At 72.5% G+C, this 20,857-nt stretch carries 14 protein-coding genes; 6 read left to right on the forward strand and 8 right to left on the reverse strand.

The window, feature by feature from the left end; all coding sequences use genetic code 11:
• The first annotated feature begins 418 nt into the window (after positions 1–418).
• Both ACZ4VF_RS24930 and ptsP read left to right on the forward strand, forming a co-directional pair.
• The gene (locus ACZ4VF_RS24930; protein ID WP_467928655.1) at positions 419–868 is read left to right on the forward strand and encodes a PTS sugar transporter subunit IIA; all 450 of its coding nucleotides are present in this window, start codon (positions 419–421) and stop codon (positions 866–868) included.
• 78 nt (positions 869–946) lie between these two features.
• On the forward strand, positions 947–2,617 hold the full coding sequence (ptsP, locus tag ACZ4VF_RS24935) for a phosphoenolpyruvate--protein phosphotransferase (RefSeq protein ID WP_467928656.1): 1,671 nt from the start codon (positions 947–949) through the stop codon (positions 2,615–2,617).
• Positions 2,618–2,708: 91 nt separating this feature from the next.
• Here the strand turns inward: ptsP and ACZ4VF_RS24940 are convergent, their stop codons facing one another.
• Together ACZ4VF_RS24940 and ACZ4VF_RS24945 are read right to left on the reverse strand one after the other, a co-directional pair.
• Positions 2,709–3,602 carry a hypothetical protein gene (locus ACZ4VF_RS24940; protein ID WP_467928657.1) on the reverse strand — a complete coding sequence of 298 codons (894 nt, stop codon included), beginning with the start codon at positions 3,600–3,602 and terminating at the stop codon, positions 2,709–2,711.
• A gap of 167 nt (positions 3,603–3,769) precedes the next feature.
• Complete coding sequence (locus tag ACZ4VF_RS24945) at positions 3,770–5,746, reverse strand: acetoacetate--CoA ligase (RefSeq protein ID WP_467928659.1); 1,977 nt, start codon at positions 5,744–5,746, stop codon at positions 3,770–3,772.
• A gap of 215 nt (positions 5,747–5,961) precedes the next feature.
• Here ACZ4VF_RS24945 and ACZ4VF_RS24950 point away from each other — a divergent pair, with 215 nt between their 5' ends.
• A complete protein-coding gene (locus tag ACZ4VF_RS24950) occupies positions 5,962–8,322 on the forward strand; it encodes a glycoside hydrolase family 31 protein (protein ID WP_467928660.1) in 2,361 nt (786 codons plus the stop codon).
• Between the two features lie 10 nt (positions 8,323–8,332).
• Here the strand turns inward: ACZ4VF_RS24950 and ACZ4VF_RS24955 are convergent, their stop codons facing one another.
• Entirely contained in the window at positions 8,333–8,869 is a 537-nt protein-coding gene (locus tag ACZ4VF_RS24955; RefSeq protein WP_467928661.1) for an NUDIX domain-containing protein, read from the reverse strand.
• Positions 8,870–9,093: 224 nt separating this feature from the next.
• On the opposite strand from ACZ4VF_RS24955, the gene ACZ4VF_RS24960 reads away from it, so the two are divergent.
• The 3 genes from ACZ4VF_RS24960 (at position 9,094) to ACZ4VF_RS24970 (ending at position 12,515) form a co-directional block, all read left to right on the forward strand.
• Positions 9,094–9,540, forward strand: coding sequence for a Zn-ribbon domain-containing OB-fold protein (locus tag ACZ4VF_RS24960; RefSeq protein ID WP_467928663.1), 447 nt, complete (start codon positions 9,094–9,096; stop codon positions 9,538–9,540).
• Positions 9,537–10,727, forward strand: coding sequence for a lipid-transfer protein (locus tag ACZ4VF_RS24965; protein WP_467928664.1), 1,191 nt, complete (start codon positions 9,537–9,539; stop codon positions 10,725–10,727). Before ACZ4VF_RS24960 ends, ACZ4VF_RS24965 begins: the two co-directional genes overlap by 4 nt.
• Before the next feature lie 135 nt (positions 10,728–10,862).
• A complete protein-coding gene (locus ACZ4VF_RS24970) occupies positions 10,863–12,515 on the forward strand; it encodes an EAL domain-containing protein (protein WP_467928665.1) in 1,653 nt (550 codons plus the stop codon).
• 268 nt (positions 12,516–12,783) lie between these two features.
• Here ACZ4VF_RS24970 and ACZ4VF_RS24975 read toward each other — a convergent pair whose 3' ends face one another.
• Genes ACZ4VF_RS24975 through ACZ4VF_RS24995 form a run of 5 tightly spaced genes read right to left on the reverse strand, consistent with a single transcriptional unit; the run spans position 12,784 to position 20,700 of the window.
• Positions 12,784–13,389 carry a GTP-binding protein gene (locus tag ACZ4VF_RS24975; RefSeq protein WP_467928667.1) on the reverse strand — a complete coding sequence of 202 codons (606 nt, stop codon included), beginning with the start codon at positions 13,387–13,389 and terminating at the stop codon, positions 12,784–12,786.
• Positions 13,370–17,008: a hydantoinase B/oxoprolinase family protein gene (locus ACZ4VF_RS24980; RefSeq protein WP_467928668.1), complete on the reverse strand. Its 3,639-nt coding sequence runs from the start codon at positions 17,006–17,008 to the stop codon at positions 13,370–13,372. Before ACZ4VF_RS24980 ends, ACZ4VF_RS24975 begins: the two co-directional genes overlap by 20 nt.
• 24 nt (positions 17,009–17,032) lie before the next feature.
• Entirely contained in the window at positions 17,033–17,428 is a 396-nt protein-coding gene (locus tag ACZ4VF_RS24985; RefSeq protein ID WP_467928669.1) for a DUF742 domain-containing protein, read from the reverse strand.
• Positions 17,429–17,437: 9 nt separating this feature from the next.
• Complete coding sequence (locus ACZ4VF_RS24990; RefSeq protein ID WP_467928670.1) at positions 17,438–17,872, reverse strand: roadblock/LC7 domain-containing protein; 435 nt, start codon at positions 17,870–17,872, stop codon at positions 17,438–17,440.
• Positions 17,869–20,700 (reverse strand): nitrate- and nitrite sensing domain-containing protein, encoded by a 2,832-nt coding sequence (locus ACZ4VF_RS24995; protein ID WP_467928672.1) that lies wholly within the window; start codon positions 20,698–20,700, stop codon positions 17,869–17,871. Before ACZ4VF_RS24995 ends, ACZ4VF_RS24990 begins: the two co-directional genes overlap by 4 nt.
• Positions 20,701–20,857: the final 157 nt, after the last annotated feature.

Here is a 20,857-nt window from a genome sequence, read left to right on the forward strand (position 1 = left end):
CTGGCGTTGACTTTTGGCACGCTGTTGAGTTCTCAAGGAACGGTCGCTTCCTTTGTACTCACCCTCTCGGGCTTTCCTCCGGGCGCTTCCCTTCGATGTTTCAAACTCTATCAGGGTTTTTCCGCCTCCCTGACCACTCCCCTGCGAGCATGCAGAAGGAGATCCAGAGATAGGATCTGATGAGTTTGGGTGCTGCCAGAGCAAGGACGCTTTCGCACACCTCACTGCCCCCGGCAGGACTACGACTGTACAGCCAGCCGTGAAGGCGGTGCAAATCTGTCGAGCTGGTGGTCTAGACCACTACCTGGTAGCTTCCATCCGGAACCGCCACTTCACATGACATACGCTGCTGCTCAGTGCGTCGTCCGGGACAGCCAGTGACGGCCCCTGAACAGCTCCACTCCTTGGGAGGCTTCCCATGACCACCGTGACGTCCCCTGTTGCCGGGCGTGCCATCGGACTGGCCGCCGTGCCGGATCCGGTCTTCTCCGGGGCCATGGTCGGCCCGGGTACCGCCATCGACCCCGTGCGTGAGCCCTCCCAGGCCGTGGCGCCCGTGGACGGCGTCATCGTCTCCCTTCACCCGCACGCGTTCGTCGTCGTCGACGACAGTGGTCACGGTGTACTCACCCACCTCGGCATCGACACCGTTCAGCTCAACGGCGAGGGCTTCGAGCTGCTCGTCAACAAGGGCGACACCGTGACCCGGGGCCAGGCGGTCGTGCGCTGGGACCCCGCCGCCGTCGAGGCCGCCGGCAAGTCCCCGGTGTGCCCGATCGTCGCGCTGGAAGCCACGGCCGAGTCCCTCTCCGATCTCCGTGACAGCGGTGACGTGAAGACCGGCGACAGCCTCTTCTCCTGGAACTGACAGCAGGGCCGCCGTAGAGCGGCGGACAGGACAACCATCGCGGCGGCGGGACCCGCCGCACTATCGGAGACGGGTGAGATGGAGACAACGCTGCGAGGCGTCGGCGTGAGCCATGGTGTGGCGATCGGCGAGGTTCGGCACATGGGCACGGCGGTGCTGGAGCCGCCGGCGAAGCAGATCCCCGCGGAGGACGCGGAGCGGGAGCAGGGGCGCGCCCGCCAGGCGGTGGATGCGGTGGCCGCCGACCTGATGGCGCGCGGCAACCTGGCCGGGGGCGAGGCCCAGGCGGTGCTCGAGGCGCAGGCCATGATGGCCCAGGACCCCGAGCTGATGGCGGACGTGGACCGGCGGATCGCCGTCGGCAGCACGGCCGAGCGTGCCGTGTACGACGCCTTCGCGGCGTACCGGGAGCTGCTGGCCGGTGCCGGGGAGTACCTCGCCGGGCGCGTGGCCGACCTCGATGACGTGCGGAATCGTATCGTCGCCCGGCTGCTGGGCGTCCCGATGCCGGGTGTCCCGGACAGCGACGAGCCCTATGTACTGGTGGCCCGGGATCTGGCTCCCGCCGACACGGCTCTGCTGGACCCGTCTCTGGTGCTCGGTTTCGTGACCGAGGAAGGCGGCCCCACCAGCCACAGCGCCATCCTGGCGCGGGCGCTGGGGGTGCCGGCCGTGGTGGCTCTGCCGGGTGCCGGTGAGCTGGCCGAGGGCACGGTGATCGCTGTCGACGGCAGCACCGGTGATGTCTTCGTGAATCCCAGCGAGGAGAAGAAGGCGGAGCTGGAGGCCGCGGCCGCCGAGCGCAAGGCCGCGCTGGCCGCTTCGACGGGTCCCGGTGCGACCGCGGACGGGCACAAGGTGCCGCTGCTGGCCAACGTGGGCGGGCCCGCGGACGTCCCGGCGGCCGTGGAGGCCGGGGCCGAGGGCGTCGGTCTGTTCCGTACCGAGTTCCTGTTCCTGGACGACAGCAAGAACGCTCCTTCCGAGGAGAAGCAGGTGGAGGCCTACCGGCAGGTGCTGGAGGCGTTCCCCGAGGGTCGTGTGGTCGTGCGTGTGCTGGACGCGGGCGCGGACAAGCCGCTGGACTTCCTGACGCCGGCGGACGAGCCGAACCCGGCGCTGGGCGTGCGGGGGCTGCGGACGCTGCTCGACCACCCCGAGGTTCTGCGCACGCAGCTGACGGCGCTGGCGAGGGCTGCCGAGGGCCTGCCCGTCTACCTTGAGGTCATGGCGCCGATGGTGGCGGACCGCAGGGATGCGAAGGCCTTCGCCGATGCCTGCCGTGAGGCGGGTCTGCAGGCCAAGTTCGGCGCGATGGTGGAGATCCCCTCGGCCGCGCTGCGGGCGCGTTCGATCCTGCAGGAGGTGGAGTTCCTGTCGCTGGGGACCAACGACCTCGCGCAGTACACGTTCGCGGCGGACCGGCAGGTGGGTGCGGTGTCGCGCCTGCAGGACCCGTGGCAGCCGGCGCTGCTCGACCTGGTGGCGCTGTCCGCCGAGGCGGCCAAGGCCGAGGGCAAGAGCTGCGGGGTGTGCGGTGAGGCCGCGTCCGATCCGCTGCTGGCCTGTGTGCTGACCGGTCTGGGTGTCACCTCCTTGTCCATGGGTTCGGCGTCGATTCCGTACGTCCGTGCCACGCTGGCGAAGTACACGCTGGCGCAGTGCGAGCGGGCCGCGGCCGCGGCGCGTGCGGCGGACAGCGCCGAGGAGGCGCGCAGCGCGGCGCAGGCGGTGCTGTCCGGCGAGTAGGCCGTACCGGCGCCCGCGGAGCGCCGGGTTCCAGGGGCGTCCCGCCTTCGCGCGGGGCGCCCCTGCTGCTTTCCTGCCGTGCTCCTGCCGCTCAGTGGCGGTGGTGCGGTGCCGTGCTGTCCTCTCCCAGGGCGGGGGGTTCGCGGTAGTCGACGCCGGATTCCGGAGGGATGAGGTCGCCGGACTCGACATCGGTGCAGTAGGCGTCGAAGACCTCGGATGCCGTCAGTGGTTCCAGGGCGCCGCCGCGCAGCCGCCAGCCGTAGACGCGGTCGGCCGTGTCGGGGGCGCTGGTGCGCATGACGAGTCCGCCGGGGCTGCGGGTCGCGAGGCCCAGGGCGAGGACGCTGGTGAATTCCAGGACCTCGGCCTCGTCCAGGCGGGTCGCGCCCTGAGGGTCCTGGTCCGCGTGCAGGACGGAGACCAGGGTGTCCGGTGGTCCGGAGACGCTGCAGACGAGGTGCCGGTCGCCGGGTGGGGCGGTGTCGAGGATGCGCACCAGGATCTCGGAGGCGCGGGTGAAGGCCGCCCTGCCGATGTCCTCGCCGCAGGTCGGGCAGGGGCCGAGGCGGGTGAGGAGGGTGGTGGAGTACTCCCAGGTGGCCTGGCGGACGGCTTCGTCGACGAGCGCGGGCAGGAGGTCGGCGAGCGGGCGGCCGTCGTAGGGGACGGTGGGGCCGGTGGCCGCGAGTTCCGCGGTGTACCGCGTCCGGCTGGCCGGGGCTTCCGGGTCGAGGCCGGTGTCCGCGCAGTAGGCGGCGTAGTCCTCCGGGTCGAACAGGGCGAGTGTGGTGTGGGTGCCCTGTGCGGCGCGGGCCCTGAGGACGGCCTCCAGCTGCCGGAGGTAGGTGGTGTGGTCGTCGAAGGTGAAGCTCCGGTAGCGCCGCATGGCGCGGAAGTCGTGGTCGTCGGTGAGTACGCCGATGGTGCCGGCGATCTCGCGGCGCAGGATGCGTCGCATGGTCTGGTGGTCGGTGTGCGCCATGATTTCCCCCAATGCGCAGTCGATCAATGCTCACTCACCGTAACCGGCGGCACTGACAATGGCAGTGCCGCCGGCGCACGGGGGGTGGGTCGACGGGGAATCCACGCAGGTCACACAGGTGGTGACGGGAAAGTAAGGCGGATACGGAAGGTAGTGCTCCGGTGCGATCAGGCGCGCTTGCGGGCGAGTTCCTCGTAGAAGCCGAGCAGGGCCAGGTTGTCGATGGAGCCGGGGTTGACCGCCTTGTCCAGGGGGGTGCCCTGGAGCAGGCGTTTGACGGGGACCTCGATGCGCTTGCCGGTGAGGGTGTGCGGGATGCCGGGCACCTCGATGATCTCGTCGGGGACGTGGCGGGGTGAGAGCTGTTCCCTGATGGCCCGCTTGACGCGGTCGAGGAGTGCCTCGTCCAGTACGGCACCCGGTGCGAGGTGTACGAACAGGGGCATCCAGTAGCCGCCGTCGGGCTGTTCGATGCCGATGACGAGGGATTCCCTGATCTCGGGCAGGCGCTCGACGACCTCGTAGATGTCGGCCGAGCCCATACGCACCCCCTGCCGGTTGAGGGTGGAGTCGGAGCGGCCGTGGATGATCACGCTTCCGCGGGAGGTGACGGTGATCCAGTCGCCGTGGCGCCAGGCCCCGGGGTAGGTGTCGAAGTAGCTGTCGTGGTAGCGGCTGCCGTCGGGGTCGTTCCAGAAGTGGATCGGCATGGAGGGCATGGGCTGGGTGACGACGAGCTCGCCGACCTCGTCCACGAGGGGTTTGCCGCTCGGGTCCCAGGACTGGAGGTCGGTGCCGAGGCCGGGGGCCTGGAGCTCGCCGGTGTGGACCGGAAGGGTGGGTACGGCGCCGGCGAAGCAGGAGCAGACGTCCGTACCGCCGCTGACGGAGGCGATCCACAGGTCGGCCCCGGCCTCGGCGAACTCGTCGTGCAGCCAGCGGAAGCCGTCGGGCGGCAGCGGGGAGCCGGTGGTGGCGACGCACTTCACCAGGGACAGGTCGTGGTCGCGGGCGGGGTGGACGCCGGCCTTGCGGCAGGCCATGACGTAGGCGGCGGAGGTCCCGTAGAGGGTGGCTCCGGTCCGCTCGGCGACCCGCCACTGGGCTCCGGTGTCCGGGTAGCCGGGGCTGCCGTCGTAGAGGACGATCGTGGTGCCCGTGAGCAGGCCGGAGACGAGGAAGTTCCACATCATCCAGCCGGTCGAGGTGTACCAGAAGAAACGGTCCTCGGGGCCCAGGTCGCAGTGCAGGCCGAGTTGTTTGAGGTGCTCGACCAGGATGCCGCCCTGGGACTGGACGATGGCCTTGGGCAGGCCGGTCGTGCCGGAGGAGTACAGCACCCACAGCGGGTGGTCGAACGGGACCTGTTCGAAGACCGGCTCGGTGTCCCCCGCTGTCAGCGCCGACCACTCCAGGGCGCCCTCGGGGGCCTCGGTGCCCAGCAGGGGGACGTGGACGACGGCACGCAGGGTGGGCAGCTCGCGGCGCAGCTCGGCGACGGTCTCGCGTCGGTCGTGCTGTTTGCCGCCGTAGCGGTAGCCGTCGACGGTGAACAGGACGACGGGTTCCACCTGCTGGAAGCGGTCGAGGACGCTGCGGGCGCCGAAGTCGGGGGCGCACGAGGTCCAGACCGCGCCCACGGCGGCCGTGGCCAGGAGGGCGACGACGGCCTGGGGGATGTTGGGGAGGTAGCCGCTGACGCGGTCGCCGGGGCGTACACCGAGGTCGCGTAGTCCGGCGGCGAGGGAGGCCACCTGGCGGCGCAGCTCGGACCAGGTCACCGGGCGTGGTTGGTGCGTCTCGTCCACGGAGAGGAGGGCGGGTTCGTCGGCTCGGTCGGCCGCGGCGCGCAGGGCGTGTTCGGCGTAGTTGAGGGTGGCTCCCCGGAACCACTCGGCGCCGGGCATGGCGCGGTCGCCGAGCACGCGCGTGTAGGGGGTCGAGAACCGTACGTCGAACCACTCCGTGACGGCTTTCCAGAAGGTGTCCAGCTCGTCGATGGACCACTGGTGCAGGGCCGGGTACCCGCCCTCGGCCGGGGCGCCGTGGTGTTCGGCGGCCCATGCCTGGAACCGGGTGATGCGGGCCTGGGCGATCCGCTGGGGATCGGGCTGCCAGAGCGGCTGGGGGTTCGCGGTCGACATTGAAGCGGCTCCCGGGCTGTGCGCGTCGTGTGCGTCGGTCCGCGCACGGGCTGGGGTGTGCGCGTGACGCGGCTGACAGGGACGATGCCATGTGATCGACTTCTACACCAGGGTGTGCCCCACATAGTCCTCGCCGTGAAGATGTGGCCTGGGCACGGGTGAACGGCAGTTGAACGACACGCGCGCGTGGGGCGCTCAGTGGCAGGGTGAGCAGCATGGACGGTCGTGACCTGGTGCGTTCGGTGAGTGTGGTCGGTTCGGGGCGGGCGGCTCTGGGGTTGCGTACCGTGCGTGCCTCGTGGCGCAGGAGGCGTCTCGACGCCGCCGGGCTGCCGAGGCGGGGGCCCGAGCGGGCTCGGGTACCGGGGCAGGTGCAGGGGGTGGAGCCGGGTCCGGGAGGTGGTGTGATCCGGTTCAGCCGCTCGGAGCTGCGGATCGTCGTGGCGGTGAACGGGGCGGTCTTCTGGGGGTGGGACGGGGCGGGGGCGCAGCCGTCGTACGCGCTGGCGGGAAGTGGTCCCGAGCCGGATCCGCGGGCGGTGCTGGAACCGGACAAGGACGGCGGCTGGCGGGTGGTGGCCGAGCGGATGACGGTCGCCGTGTCGCGGCACGGCGCGGTGCAGGTGTGCACGCCGGGCGGGGTGGTGCTGCGGCGGGACCTGCCGCCGCGCTGGTGGGAGCCGGTCGACGGGGGCGCGGGCCGGTGGATGCAGCGGTCGGAGGTGGCGGCGGACGCCCGGTTCTTCGGTCTGGGCGGGCGCGCATCGGGGCCCCGGTTGCGCGACGGCAGGTACCGGTTGTGGAACACCGATCCCGGCCGTGCGTTCGGGCCGGGTGACGATCCGCTGTATCTGACGATGCCGGTGCAGCTGGTGGTGGCGGACGCCGGTACGCATGTGGTGTTCCATGACACCACCTGGGACGGCACGGTGGTCCTGCGGGAGGGCGAGGAAGGTGCCGGGTCCGGGCACGACCGGCCGGGTCACTGCGAGGTGCGGATGGACGGCGGTCCGCTGCGCTGCTGGGTGGCGGTGGGGACCCCCGCGCGCGTGTTGCACACGTGGGCCGCGCTGACCGGGGCGCCGGCGCTGCCGCCCGCGTGGGCGCTGGGCCATCACCACGCGCGCCGGGGCTTCGGCAGCGAGCAGGAGGTGCGCCGGATCGTGGCGGGCTACCAGGAACGCGGGCTGCCGCTCGACGCCGTGCACCTCGGCGTCGACCACTACGACGAGCACCGGGTGTTCACGGTCGACCAGGAGCGTTTCCCGAAGCTGCCGGTGCTGGCCGACGAGCTGCGCCGGGACGGTGTCCGGCTGGTGTCGGTCGTCGGTCCGGCGGTACGGGCGGAGTCGGGCAACGCCGTGTACGAGAGCGGTTCTGCGGTGGACGCGTTCGTGCGGGACGGGCAGGGCCGGGCGGTGCGGGGTGTCGGGTGGGCGGGCGAGTCGGTGTTCCCTGATTTCACGCACGCGCGCGTGCGTGCGTGGTGGGGCGGTCTCTACGAGGAGCGGCTGGGGCAGGGCTTCGCGGGGTTCTGGCACGACCTGAACGAACCGACGTCGTTCAGCGCCTTCGGCGAGCCGACCCTGCCGCGTTCGGCGCGGCACGCCCTGGAAGGGCGCGGCGGCGACCACCGGGAAGCGCACAACGTGTACGCGCTGTGCATGGCCCGGGCCGCCTACGAGGGGCTGCGCGAGATGGTGCCCGGGGAGCGGCCCTTCCTGTTCTCCCGTTCGGGATGGGCGGGGCTGCAGCGGTACGGCGGTACGTGGTCGGGGGACGTGGCGACGGGCTGGCCGGGGCTGCGGGCCTCGCTGTCGCTCGTGCTGGGACTGGGGCTGTGCGGGGTGCCGTACTCGGGTCCGGACGTGGGCGGTTTCGACGGCAGTCCGTCGCCGGAGCTGTATCTGCGGTGGTTCCAGCTGGGCGCCTACCTGCCGCTGTTCCGTACCCACGCGAGCCTGCGGGCCGGGCGCAGGGAGCCGTGGGAGTTCGGCGCCGAGGTGCTGGAGCACGCGCGCGCGGCGCTGCTGGAGCGCCGGAGGCTGCTGCCGTACTTCGTCACGCTCGCGCATCTGGCCCGGCGGACGGGCGCGCCCTACGTCCGGCCGCTGTGGTGGGGGGCGCCGGAGGACCGGGCGCTGCGCGACTGCGAGGACGCGTTCCTGCTGGGCGACGGCCTCCTGGTGGCTCCGGTGCTGGAACGCGGTGTCGGCCGGCGCGCGGTGCGGCTGCCGCGGGGCCGTTGGTACGACACGGTGACGGAGGAGGTCTACGAGGGCCCGGGGCAGGTCATGGTGGAGGCACCGCTGTCCCGGATACCGGTGCTCGCGCGCGCGGGGGCGGTCCTGCCCGTGCGCGGCGCCGACGGCGCGCTGGAGCTGGAGGTGTGGGCGCCCGCGCGGGGACGTACCGGGTCCGGGCTGGTGGTGGCGGACGCGGGCGACGGCTGGGACGAACCGGAGATCGAGCGTTACGTAGCCCGCCGGCAGGGCGGACGGGTGGTGGTCACCCGGGACCGGGAGGACGGCGTGGCCGGACCGCCCTACCCGGTGCGCCTGCGGGGGCTCGGCTGAACGGCCCGGCTCACACGTAACGGCCCTCGAACCACGCCCTGACGGCCACCGTGTGCAGCGGGAAGGCGAGTTCCTCGGGCCTGCGCAGCAGGTGCCAGCCCTCGGTCTCGTCCGTGGGTGCGGAGGGCGGCAGCCCGTCGGCCGGGCGTTCCGGCAGCAGTCCGAACAGCAGCAGGTGGCCGTCGGGTGAGCTCATGGCGTCCACGAGCCGCACGTCGCGGGCGGCCGCGTCGATGCCGGTCTCTTCCTTGAGTTCGCGTACGACGGCCTGTTTCCAGTCCTCGCGGTCGTCGACGTAACCACCGGGCAGGGCCGTGCCCCCGCGCGCGGGGGCGACGGTGCGGGTGATGACGACCAGGGCCGTTCCCCTGGTGTCGTACACGGGCTGAAGTGCGACCGCGACCGGCAGCGGGTTGCGGTAGGCGACGGTTCCGCAGGACGGGCAGGTGCGGGGCCAGCCGGAGACGCCTTCTCCAAAGGGCGCACCGCAGCTCGAACAGTGGGAGTCCGGCGCGGAATTGGCGGTTGGGTGCTGAGTTTCGGACACGCGCGGACTGTATCCGATCAGGGGAGGGACGTGTTCCGGCAGCGACGCGTCAGGAACGGGCGCAACGGGAAGGGGCGGCCGGAATCACCCCCGTCGGTCCCGGCCGCCCCTCGTGTACCACGACGCCGTGGGGTGCCGTTCGGTTCACAGAAACGGCCTGCCCATTTCCGGTCGCCCGTGACACACTCCTGACGCTCCGTCAGATAACGTCACCGGGAGGAACGTTGCCGCACACACACAAGCCCGCGGTCGTCGGCTGGTTCACCGGCGAGGGTGACGCCTTCCGGCTCCTGGGCACCCGCTGCACGGCCTGCACCTCGGTCTTCTTCCCGCGCGAGGACGTCCACTGCCGCAACCCGCACTGCGCGGGCGGCCGGCTGGAAGAGGTGCCGCTGTCACGGAAGGGACGCATCTGGTCGTACACCGACAGCCGGTACCGCCCGCCGTCACCCTATGTGAGCAATCCGGAACTTCCGTGGGAGCCGTACTCGTTGATCGCGGTGGAGCTGGACGCCGAGCGGATCGTGGTGCTGGGGCAGGCGGCTCCCGGCGTCACCGTCGCCGGTCTGACGGTGGGCATGGAGGTGGAGGTCGTCCCCGGTGTGCTCCGACAGGACGCGGAGACGACCTGGACGATCTGGCACTGGCGGCCGACGGGGGTGGCGGCATGACGGACGACGTGGCGGTGCTCGGTGCGGGTATGCACCCGTGGGGCAAGTGGGGCCGAGGCTTCGTGGAGTACGGGACGGCGGCGGCCCGCGCGGCACTCGTGGACGCCGGTCTGGACTGGCGGGACATCGGCTCCGTGGTGGGCGCGGACACGGTGCGCGGCGGATATCCGGGGTATGTCGCGGGGGCCACGTTCGCCCGGGCCCTCGGCTGGCAGGGCGCGAGGGTGACCAGCGTGTACGCGGCGTGCGCGTCCGGGGCCCAGGCCATCGCCGCCGCGCGGTCCCAGATCCTCGCCGGCCTCGCGGACGTCGTCCTCGTGGTGGGCGCGGACGCGGCGCCGAAGGGATTCTTCCGGCCCGCGGACGGGGACCGCCCCGACGACCCGGACTGGCTGCGCTTCCGTCTGCTGGGCGCGACGAACCCGGTGTACTTCGGGCTGTACGCGCGGCGGCGAATGGCGGTGCACGGGGACACCCCGGAGGACTTCGCCCTGGTCAAGGTGAAGAACGCCGCGCTCGGAGCGCTCAACCCGTACGCCCGGTACCGCAAGCGGGTCACCGCCGAGGAGGTGGCCGCCTCCGCGGTGGTCGCGGATCCGCTGCGGCTGCTGGACATCTGCGCCACGTCCGACGGCGGGGCCGCCCTGGTGCTCTCCAGCCTGGACTTCGCACAGCGGCACGGTGCCGTCCGGCCGGTGCGGATCCGGGCGGTGTCGACGGTGACGCCCCGCTACCCGAACACGGTGCTGGACCTGCCGGACATCGCCACGGACTCCGCTGTCGCGGTGGCACCCCCGGCGGAGGCGTTCCGCGCGTCCATCGCCGCGGCCGCCTACGAGGAGGCGGGCATCGGTCCGGAGGACCTGTCCCTGGCGGAGGTGTACGACCTGTCCACCGCGCTGGAGTTGCAGTGGTACGAGGACCTGGGCCTCTGCGGCGAGGGCGAGGGTGCGAAGCTGATCCGGGAGGGCGTGACCGCCCCGGGCGGTCCGATACCCGTGAACACCAGCGGCGGGCTGGCCTCCTTCGGCGAGGCGGTGCCGGCACAGGCCATCGCCCAGGTGTGCGAGCTGACCTGGCAGTTGAGGGGCACGGCGGGGGGCCGCCAGGTCGCCGGGGCACGGGTGGGCATCACCGCCAACCAGGGGTTGTTCGGGCACGGCTCCTCGGTGGTCGCCGTGCGGTGAGCGGGCCGGGCGGCGTCCCGTGCGCCGCTCGGGAGGACGGGAGGGAACGTCCACGCTCTGTGATCAGCCCGGAATCCTGCGTGAACGTCTCATGAACTGCGCCTGGGCGCGCGCGGGCAGCGCCATCATGCTCCCGTGCACTCCTGGACGGATAATCTCCGCTTCGCCTTCCAGCCGGTCGTGAACCTGAGGACGGGCGCGGTCGCCGCACTGGAGACACTCGCCCGCCCGGAGACCGGCGACGTCCTGGCCGAGGCCCGCCGGAATCCGGAACTGGACGGCAGGCTGACCGTGCTGGCCCTCCGCGCGGCGGCCCGCAAAGAGACGCTGCTGCCGCTGCACCTGAACGTCTTCGCGGCCACGCTCGCCGACCTCGGCGGCCTGACACCACTGCGCGACGCCGTGCGCGCGGCGGGGCGCATGACCTGGGAGGTGACGCTCGACATCGTCCCGCCCTACACGCACGTGCCTCAGCGGGCCCTGCTGGAGGCGGTGGCGGCGCTGCGCGAGCAGGGTTTCCGGATCAGCGCGGACGGCATCGGCGACGGCGACGTACCGCTCAGACTGCTCACCGACCTCTCCCCCGACCTGGTCAAACTCGACGCCTCGCTGCTCACCCGGCCGGCCGCGGTCCGGGCGATGCGGACGCTGTGCGAGGAACTGGGGGCTCTGGTGGCGGTGGAGGGCGTGGAGACCGAGCTCCAGTGCGCGGCTGCCCTGTCGTCCGGTGCCCAGTTGGCCCAGGGCGAGTTGTTCGCACCGCCGGCCCGGATCCCCGCGGCGGACGTATACGTCCCGCCGCTGCCCCCCGGCGCCGTGGACGCGCCCCGCTCCGGGCCGTCGGTGCGGGAGTTCGTGCGGCCCGCCGCCGTACTGCCGCTGACGGCCTCGGCGGGGCAGGTGCGGGCGCTTCTGACCGGCTCCCCGGACGTCTCGGGGGTGCTGCTGGTGGACCCGGCCGGCCGGCCCGTCCGCTCGGTCCACCGTTCACGCTTCCTGCTGTCGATGTCCGGCCGCTACGGACACGCCCTGTACGCCGACCGGCCGGCCTTCAAGCTGGGTGACGCGCCCCGCACCGTCGGCGTCGACGCGACGGCGTGGCAGGTGCTGGACGTGGTGGCGGTCGGCGGGCGGGACCGGACGTCCGACGACGTGGCGGTCGTCGACGCAGGGGGCCGGTGCGTGGGGGTCGTACGGCTTGCGGACCTGGTGCGGGCGCTGGCCGAGAGCCGGGTCGAGGAGGCCGCCGGGCTCAACCCGCTGACCCGGCTGCCCGGTTCGGACGCGATCGTCGGCGAGGTGGACCGGCGGATCTCCGACGGGCGGGCGTTCGCGCTCAGCTGGCTGGACATCGACGACTTCAAGCAGGTCAACGACGGTGCCGGGTTCGCCGCGGGCGACGAGCTGATCCGCGCGGTGGGCCGCGCCCTCCAGCAGGCGGTCACGGGGCACGCGCGCGTGGGGCACATCGGCGGAGACGACTTCCTGGTGCTGGCCGACGAGGAGGCGCTCGACCCGCTGGTGACGGCCGTGCTGGACGCCCCCTGGGCGGCGGGCGGACGGCCGGTCACCCTCTCCCTGGCGACCGTCGTCTGCGGCCCCGGCAGCGTCGGTGACCATCACCAGGCCGCCGCTCGTCTCGCCCCCCTGAAGAAGGCCGCCAAGGCGCTGGACGGCGCCAGCTGGGTGCTCGGGCGCGCCGGGCTGCCCGGCCACGAGGTCCGGCGCGGCGGCCCGGGGCCCGCCCCGACGCCGGCCGGATACGCGGCCGCCGAGCCGGGCTGGTGAGACGGCCTTCCGTACGTGTCCGCTGCCGTGAAGCGCTACGGCCGCCCCCTGGAGAAGGCCGGTGCCACCGCAGCTGCCGGCGACCTTGACGCCCTGATCCGGCCTCGCGTGTCGGAGACGAGCTGTCCGGGTGGCGCGTACGCGGAGTGGAGACCGGCGCAGGACGGGAGGCAGGCAGGCGCGCGGCAGCCTGCGCACGCGCGCGTGGGCGCTTGGCACAGGGCCACGGCCCGTCCCCCGGACGGCGGGTGCGGGCCGTGCCTGCCGGTCAGCCGGGTACGGCCTGGCGGTGGCCGGCCGCGTACTCCATCGCGTGCCGGACGAGTCCGATGAGCACCTCCTTGACCGACTCCCGGTCGCGCGCGTCGCACAGCAGGACGGGCACGTCGTCGTCCAGGTCGAGCGCCTGGCGCACGGACTCGGCGGGGTACCGGGCGGCTCCCTCGAAGCAGTTGACGGCGACGAGGAAGGGGATGGACCGGCGCTCGAAGTAGTCGACGGCGGCGAAGCAGTCCTCCAGGCGCCGCGTGTCGGCGAGGACGACGGCACCGAGCGCTCCCTCGGACAGTTCGTCCCACATGAACCAGAACCGCTCCTGCCCGGGCGTCCCGAAGAGGTAGAGCACCAGGTCCTCGCGGACGGTGATGCGGCCGAAGTCCATGGCCACCGTGGTGGTGTGCTTGCCCTCCACACCGCTGGTGTCGTCGACGGGCCGCCCGGCCTCGGTGAGCAGTTCCTCGGTGCGCAGCGGCCTGATCTCGCTGACCGCGCCGACGAGGGTGGTCTTGCCCACGCCGAAACCACCGGCCACGAGGATCTTGAGCGTGACGGGCTCGACCGGGGGCTTGCCGCGTTCAGAGCGCCCGAGGATCATCGGATTCTTCTCCTGCTTGACGGGGGTCGGGCGACGGTCGGCCGTAGCCGCCGCCACCAGGGGTTTCGATGACGAGTACGTCGCCGGGGCCGACGTCGGCCGAGCCGCTGCCGCCGAGGTCGGTGACCGTGCCGTCGGCCCGCTCCACCCGGTTGGCGCCGAGCGCTCCGGGGGCGCCGCCGGCCATGCCGTACGGGGGCACGCGGCGGTGCTGGGAGAGCGTGGAGACGGTCATCGGTTCGAGGAACCGGATGCGGCGGACGGCACCGTCGCCGCCGCGCCACCGTCCGGCACCGCCGCTGCCGCGGCGGACGGCGAACTCCTCCAGGCGGACCGGCAACCGCCACTCCAGGACCTCCGGGTCGGTGAGCCGGGAGTTGGTCATGTGGGTCTGGACCACGTCGGCGCCGGGGAAACCGTCTCCGGCGCCGGACCCGGAGGCGACGGTTTCGTAGTACTGGTGCCGGTCGTTGCCGAAGGTGACGTTGTTCATGGTGCCGGAGCCTTCGGCCTGGACGCCCAGGGCGGCGTAGAGGGCGCCGGTGATGGCCTGCGAGGTCTCCACGTTGCCCGCCACGACGGCGGCGGGCGGTTCGGGAGCGAGCAGGGAGCCGGGCGGCACGGTGATGTCCAGGGGGCGCAGGCATCCGTCGTTGAGCGGGATGTCGTCGGCGACCAGGGTGCGGAAGACGTACAGGACGGCCGCGTCGACGACCGCGAGGGGCGCGTTGAAGTTGGTGGCGAGCTGCGCGGAGGTGCCGGTGAAGTCGATGGTCGCCCGGCGTTCTGCGCGGTCGACGCGGACCCGGACCCGGATGACGGCACCGGAGTCGGTCTCGTAGGCGTACTCGCCGTCGTCGAGGGCGTCGATGACGCGGCGTACGGCCTCCTCGGCGTTGTCCTGGACGTGCCGCATGTAGGCCTGGACGACGTCGAGGCCGAACTCCCCGATCATGCGGCGGACCTCGTCCACGCCCTTCTGGTTGGCGGCGATCTGGGCGCGCAGGTCGGCCAGGTTGGTGCGCGGGTTGCGGGACGGGTACGGCGCCTCGGTGAGCAGGCGGTGGGTCTCCTCCTCACGGAAGCGGCCGTTCTCGGCGAGGAGCCAGTTGTCGAAGAGGACGCCCTCCTCCTCGATGGTGCGGCTGTGGGCCGGCATGGAGCCCGGGGCGATACCGCCGATCTCCGCGTGGTGGCCGCGTGAGGCGACGTGGAAGAGGATCCGCGGCTCACTCCGCGTGTCCGTGACCCGGTCGGTGTCGAAGACGGGGGTGATGACGGTGACGTCCGGCAGATGCGTGCCGCCGTGGTACGGGTCGTTGACGGCGTAGGTGTCGCCGGGGCGCATGGCGGAGCCGCGGCGACGGACGATCTCTTTGACGCTCGTGCCCATGGAGCCCAGGTGGACGGGGATGTGGGGGGCGTTGGCCACCAGGTTCCCGTCCGGGTCGAAGAGGGCGCAGGAGAAGTCCAGCCGCTCCTTGATGTTGACGGACTGGGCCGTGGACTCCAGCCGGGCGCCCATCTGCTCGGCGATCGACATGAAGAGGTTGTTGAAGACCTCAAGGAGAACCGGATCGGATTTTGTGTCCAGATCGGAACTCTCCGTGATCGCCGTGCGTTCCACGAGCAGATGCCCGGCCTCCGTCGCGGCGGCCCGCCAGCCGTCGTCGACGACGGTCGTGGCGCCGGCCTCCGCGATGATCGCGGGTCCGGTGACGGTCTCGCCGGGAGGGAGGGCCTCCCGGCGGTGGAGGGGTACGTCGCGCCAGGCGCCGCCGGTGTGGAGACGGACGGTGCCGGGCGCTCGGGAACGGCCCTCGTACGGGGCGAGGGCGGAGAGATCGGGGGGTGCGGTGAGGCCGGTGGTTTCGACGGAGAGGGCTTCCACGACGACCGGGCGGTCGAGGGAGAAGGAGTACGTGGCGCGATGACGTTCCTCGAAGGCGTGCCTCATGGCGTCGGGCCCGGCCAGCTCGACGGTGAGGGTGGTGTCGGTGCCGTCGTAGCGGAGCTGGGCGCGGCGGGTGACCCGGATGCGGTCCTCCGGGACGTCCTCGGTGACGAGTTCGGCGCGTGCGGCGGCCTCCAGGGCGTCGGCCGTCCGGCGGATGCCGGGCATGGCGGCGGCTTCCAGGCGCGCTTCGACGGACTGTTCGCGCATGGCCGTGGTGTCGGCGAGGCCGATACCGAGTGCGGAGAGCAGACCGGCCATGGGGGGTACGAGAACGGTGCGGATGCCGAGCGACTCGGCGACCCGGCACGCGTGCTGGCCGCCCGCGCCGCCGAACGTGGTGAGGGCGTAGCGGGTGACGTCGTGGCCCTTCTGGACGGAGATCCGCTTCACGGCGTTGGCGATGTTGGCGACGGCGATCCGCAGGTAGCCCTCGGCCACCTGCTCAGGGGTACGGTCGTCGCCGGTGCTTTCGTGGATCCGGCGCGCGAGGGCGGTGAACCGGTCACGGACGAGGGCGGCGTCCAGTGGCTGGTCGCCGTCGGGTCCGAACACGGCGGGGAAGTGGGCGGCCTGGATGCGGCCGAGCATCACGTTGGCGTCGGTGACGGTGAGCGGGCCGCCGGCGCGGTAGCAGGCGGGGCCGGGGTCGGCGCCGGCCGAGTCGGGGCCGACCCGGTAGCGGGAGCCGTCGAAGTGCAGGACGGAGCCTCCGCCCGCGGCGACGGTGTGGATGTCGAGCATGGGGGCGCGCAGCCGGACGCCCGCGATCTGTGTGGTGAAGACCCGCTCGTACTCGCCGGCGAAGTGGGAGACGTCGGTGGAGGTGCCGCCCATGTCGAAGCCGATGACGCGGTCGAAACCGGCCCGCTGCGACATGCGGGCCATGCCGACGATGCCGCCGGCCGGTCCGGAGAGGACAGCGTCCTTGCCGCGGAACTGCCCGGCCTCCGTCAGCCCGCCGTTGGACTGCATGAACATCAGCCGTACGCCCTGCAGTTCGTCGGCGATGTGCCGCACGTAGCGGCGCAGCACGGGCGAGAGGTAGGCGTCCACGACGGCGGTGTCCCCGCGCGGGACCAGCTTCATCAGCGGGCTGACCTCGCTGGACAGCGAGATCTGCGGGAAGCCGACGCGGGCGGCGAGTTCGCCGATGGCGCGTTCGTGGCCGGGGTGGAGGTGGCTGTGCAGGCAGACGACGGCGATGGCGCGGATCCCGTCGGCGTAGGCCTCGCCGAGCGGGCCGGCCAGTGCGTCCAGGTCGGGGGCGCGCAGGACGGTGCCGTCGGCGGCGACGCGCTCGTCCACCTCCACGACCCGTTCGTGGAGCAGCTCGGGCAGCTCGATGCGGCGGGCGAAGATGCGGGGGCGGTTCTGGTAGGCGATGCGCAGGGCGTCGCGGAAGCCTCGGGTGACGACGAGGAGGGTGCGTTCGCCCGTGCGTTCCAGCAGGGCGTTGGTGGCGACCGTGGTGCCCATGCGGACGGTTTCGACCGGCTCCGGGGAGTCGCCGAGGAGCGCCCGCACGCCGGCCACGGCCGCGTCGGCGTACCGGGCCGGGTTGTCGGACAGCAGTTTGTGCGTGAGCAGGCGGCCGTCCGGGCGACGCGCGACGATGTCGGTGAAGGTGCCGCCCCGGTCGACCCAGAACTGCCAGCCAGTCACGTCGCTACCCCGCTTCCGCGCTGGTCACAGCGCCCGGAGGCCGTTGATCACGTCGCGCAGAATACTCTCGTCCGGCAGCTCGGCCGGGGGGACCGGGCGGTTCACATGGACGAGTTCCGCGTGCACCAGGTCGCCGACGAGGACGCGGACGACACCGATGGGCAGATCGAGTCCCGCGGCGAGTTCGGCGACCGACTGCGGTGTCTCCCGGCAGAGTCCGACGATCTCCACGTGTTCGGGGGACAGCGTGGGGTCCGACTCCGGGTCGCCGGTGTCGGGCTCCGCGACCACCACCGCTATCAGGTCGAGGCGGTGCTGGGCCGCACTGGTGGTGCGGCCGCGCGTCATGGCGTACGGACGGACGACCGGCCCGGCCTCGTCGTCGAACCAGTGGCTTCTTCCCTGACCGTCTGCGCTCATGCCATCCCACTACCCGTCTGCGGGCAGATCGGTGCGCGGGGCCGTGCCCAGATGCACGCCGACCCGCTTGACCAGGAGCGTCATCTCGTAGGCGACCTGTCCGATGTCCGAGTCCGCGTCCGACAGGACGGCGAGGCAGCTGCCGTCGCCGGCAGCGGTGACGAAGAGAAAGGCGTCGTCCAGCTCGACCACCGTCTGCCGGACGCTGCCCGCGTCGAAGTGGCGGCCCACGCCCTTGGCGAGGCTGTGGAAGCCGGACGCCACAGCGGCCAGATGCTCGCTGTCCTCCCTGGTCAGGTCCCTGGAGACCCCGGTCGGCAGTCCGTCGCCGGACAGAATTACGGCCTTGCGGATGCTGGCGACCCGGTCGACCAGATCGTCCAGGAGCCAGTTCAGCTCCCCCTTGCCGGTTGCCGTGTGGCCGGTCGCCTTCGGTGCGGTCATCGACCGTCCCCCTTAGTCGTTCCTCGTGCTGTGCCGTTCCGGGCCCCGTCGCCCGTGGCGTTCTCCTCCCGGCCACGCTGCCAGCCCCGCTGGAGCGAGGCCATCCGGCTGCGGACCTCGTCGGCGTCGCGGTCGGCGGGCGGCGCCGCGTTCTCGGCGCGCCGCTCGGTGTCGTGCTTGAGCTGGGGGGCCAGGCTCGCCTGGCGTACGCGGCGGGGCAGTGCTCCCGCGCCGGGTTCGACGCCCGGTCCGGGGCCCGTGTCGCCGGCGGGTGCGGCCGAGCCGCCGCGGGGCGGTGCCGTGTCCACCGGGCCGCCGGTGCCGGGCGTCCCGGTCCGGGTGCGCCGGGGCAGTGCCGGGGCCTCGGACGTCGTACCCGTGCCCTCGGCCGGGGTCGCGGAGCTGTCCTCCGCCCGGTCGGCGGGTCTGGCGGGGCGCCGGGAGGCGGTACCGCGGCGGCGGGCGGGCAGTGGGGCCAGTCCGCCGGTGTCGGAGCGGCGCGGACCGGCGGAGGGCCCGGGGTCCGGTTCACCACGGCGGGGCCGCTGGTCGCCGACGGGCTTGCCGTGCGAGCTGACGAGCTTGGGGGTCTGCCGTCGGGGCAGGGGTACGGGCCCGGGGTCGCCGGTCCCGTCGTGGGAGGGCCGGTCGGTCTGCGGGGCGGCCTGCTGCTCGTCGCCGCCCGGGCGGGACCGCCGGGGGCGGAACAGGCCGCCGCGCTCGCTGTCCTCGTCCGGGAGGGCGCCGGGGAAGTCGTCCAGCGCGTCGAGATCGACGGGCGCCTCCAGCTCGACCGGTCCGTCCAGCAGGGAGGTCGGCAGGCCGGGCAGTGGCAACGGTGCCGGGGGCCGCCCGGCGGTACGGCCCAGCGCCTGCTCGGCACCCTTCGCCGGGCGGTCCCGGTCGAGCCGGAAGCCGATGCCGTTGGTGTCCGGGACGTCGTCGCTCAGCAGGGCGTCGGGGATGAACACCACCGCGGTGGTGCCGCCGTACGGCGACGGCTGGAGGGAGACCCGGACGTTCTGGCGCTGGGCGAGGCGGCTGACCACGAACAGGCCGAGCCGGTCGGTGTCGGAGAGTTCGAACTCGGGGGTCTCGGCGAGGCGCAGATTGGCGTCCAGGAGGGCCTCGGCCGTCATACCGAGGCCCCGGTCGTGGATCTCCAGGGTGAAGCCGTTGGCGACCCGCTCGCCGACGACCTGGACGGCGGTGTGCGGGGGTGAGAAGACGGTGGCGTTCTCCAGCAGTTCGGCCACGAGGTGGGTGAGGTCGGCGACGGCGGGGCCGGTGACGGCGACCCTCGGCAGGCGCCGGACCTCGATGCGCTCGTAGTCCTCGACCTCGGCGACCGCGGCGCGGACGACGTCCATCAGCTGCACGGGCCGGCGCCACTGACGGGAGGGCGCCGCACCGGAGAGGATCACCAGACCCTCGGCGTGCCGGCGCATCCGGGTGGTCAGGTGGTCCAGGCGGAAGAGATCGGCGAGTTCGTCGGTGTCCTCGGTGCGGCGCTCCATGCTGTCGAGGAGGGTCAGCTGCTTGTGCAGCAGCACCTGGCTGCGGCGGGCGAGATTGACGAAGACCTCCGAGACACCGGCCCGCAGCTCGGCCTGTTTCACGGCGGCCTCGACCGCCGCGCGCTGCAGGGTGTTGAGGGCCTGCCCGACCTCGCCGATCTCGGTCTTGTCGTACTCCAGGCGGGGCACCTCGGTCTCGACGTCGACCTGTTCCCCCACGGACAGCCGGCGCATGACGCCGGGCAGCCGGACACCGGACGCCTCGTGCGCCTCCAGGCGCAGTTGGCGCAGGTCGCGGACGAGGGTGCGGCCGACCCGTATCGACAGGAAGACGGAGAACAGGAGCGCGACGAGTCCGAGGACGCCCGCGATGGCCGCCTCCACGATGACCTTCACGGCGACGGGGCGCATACGCTCCTGGAAACGGTCGCCCACCCCGTCGTCCAGGGCGCCCAGTTCCTTCAGGACGGTTGCCGCGGTGGAGTCCCAGCTCTTCGCCGTGACACCGCCGGGGGGGCCGGAGTCCGTACCGACGACGGCCCGTTCGGCCACGCGCAGCGGGGCTGTGGTGGCGTTGCTCCAGAAGCGTTCGTAGCGTTCGCGCTCGGCGGCGGGCAGCAGCGGCAGGCTGATGTCGTACAGGAGGGTGCGCTGGGCGACGAGGTCGGAGATCTCACGGGACTCGTCGTGGGTGAGCCGGCCGACGACCAGGGAGGAGCCGAGCAGGGCGTCCTCGCGGGAGAGCAGCTCGCGGGCGCGGGTGATGTTGACCAGGGCGCGGGCCTGCTTGTCGACCTCGACGTCGTCGATGCCGTCGAGGGACGCGAGGAGCGCGTAGCAGGGATCGACGAGGCGGTTGTAGAGCGTGAGCGCCTGGGCGCGGGTGACGGTTCCGTCCTCGACGCCGCGGCGCAGCGAGCCGAGACCTTTGAGAGCGTCCAGGAGGGCGGTGAGCTGCTCGCCGTCGTCCGTGTCCAGGCCGTCCCTCAGCTCATGGTCCTTGGCGTTCTCGCGCAAGATGCCGATCGTCCGGTCGGTGGCCGCGCGGGTGCGGCGCAGTCCCGACAGCGCGTCGGAGGCACGGGGGTCGGCGAGGTAGACGAGGGTCTGACGACGCTCCTGCTGCAGGACGCGGGCGGTGTCCTCGGCGGGGTAGCCGATCTGCTCGACGACGTCGGTCACATGGAACAGCCGGGCGACTTCGCGCCCCGTGAGCACCGTGGCGAAGCCCCAGATGGCGGTCAGGGACACCAGCGGCACGAGAAGCAGCGCCACGATCTTCCGGCGGATCGACTTCCCGCGAAAGCGCATGGCCTCCCCCAGCTCGACCCCCGCCGGCCGGGGGTGCTCATGTCTGTCTACAAACGGCGCGAGCCTACTACCGCCTCACAGTTAACTCGAAGACATGTCCGGAGGACGAAGTTCCGTAACCGGTGCGGGAGATGACGAGTTGTCCGGGCATTGGGGG

This window comes from Streptomyces sp. NPDC029151 (assembly GCF_055564315.1).

Bases quoted from the DNA above. Each gene is read 5' to 3' on its own strand.
- ACZ4VF_RS24975 (WP_467928667.1), bottom strand. From the start codon at position 13,389: ATGATCCTCGGGCGCTCTGAACGCGGCAAGCCCCCGGTCGAGCCCGTC.
- ACZ4VF_RS24930 (WP_467928655.1), top strand. From the start codon at position 419: ATGACCACCGTGACGTCCCCTGTTGCCGGGCGTGCCATCGGACTGGCC.
- ACZ4VF_RS24950 (WP_467928660.1), top strand. From the start codon at position 5,962: ATGGACGGTCGTGACCTGGTGCGTTCGGTGAGTGTGGTCGGTTCGGGG.
- ACZ4VF_RS24945 (WP_467928659.1), bottom strand. From the start codon at position 5,746: ATGTCGACCGCGAACCCCCAGCCGCTCTGGCAGCCCGATCCCCAGCGG.
- ACZ4VF_RS24990 (WP_467928670.1), bottom strand. From the start codon at position 17,872: ATGACCGCACCGAAGGCGACCGGCCACACGGCAACCGGCAAGGGGGAG.
- ACZ4VF_RS24965 (WP_467928664.1), top strand. From the start codon at position 9,537: ATGACGGACGACGTGGCGGTGCTCGGTGCGGGTATGCACCCGTGGGGC.
- ACZ4VF_RS24985 (WP_467928669.1), bottom strand. From the start codon at position 17,428: ATGAGCGCAGACGGTCAGGGAAGAAGCCACTGGTTCGACGACGAGGCC.
- ACZ4VF_RS24940 (WP_467928657.1), bottom strand. From the start codon at position 3,602: ATGGCGCACACCGACCACCAGACCATGCGACGCATCCTGCGCCGCGAG.
- ACZ4VF_RS24995 (WP_467928672.1), bottom strand. From the start codon at position 20,700: ATGCGCTTTCGCGGGAAGTCGATCCGCCGGAAGATCGTGGCGCTGCTT.
- ptsP (WP_467928656.1), top strand. From the start codon at position 947: ATGGAGACAACGCTGCGAGGCGTCGGCGTGAGCCATGGTGTGGCGATC.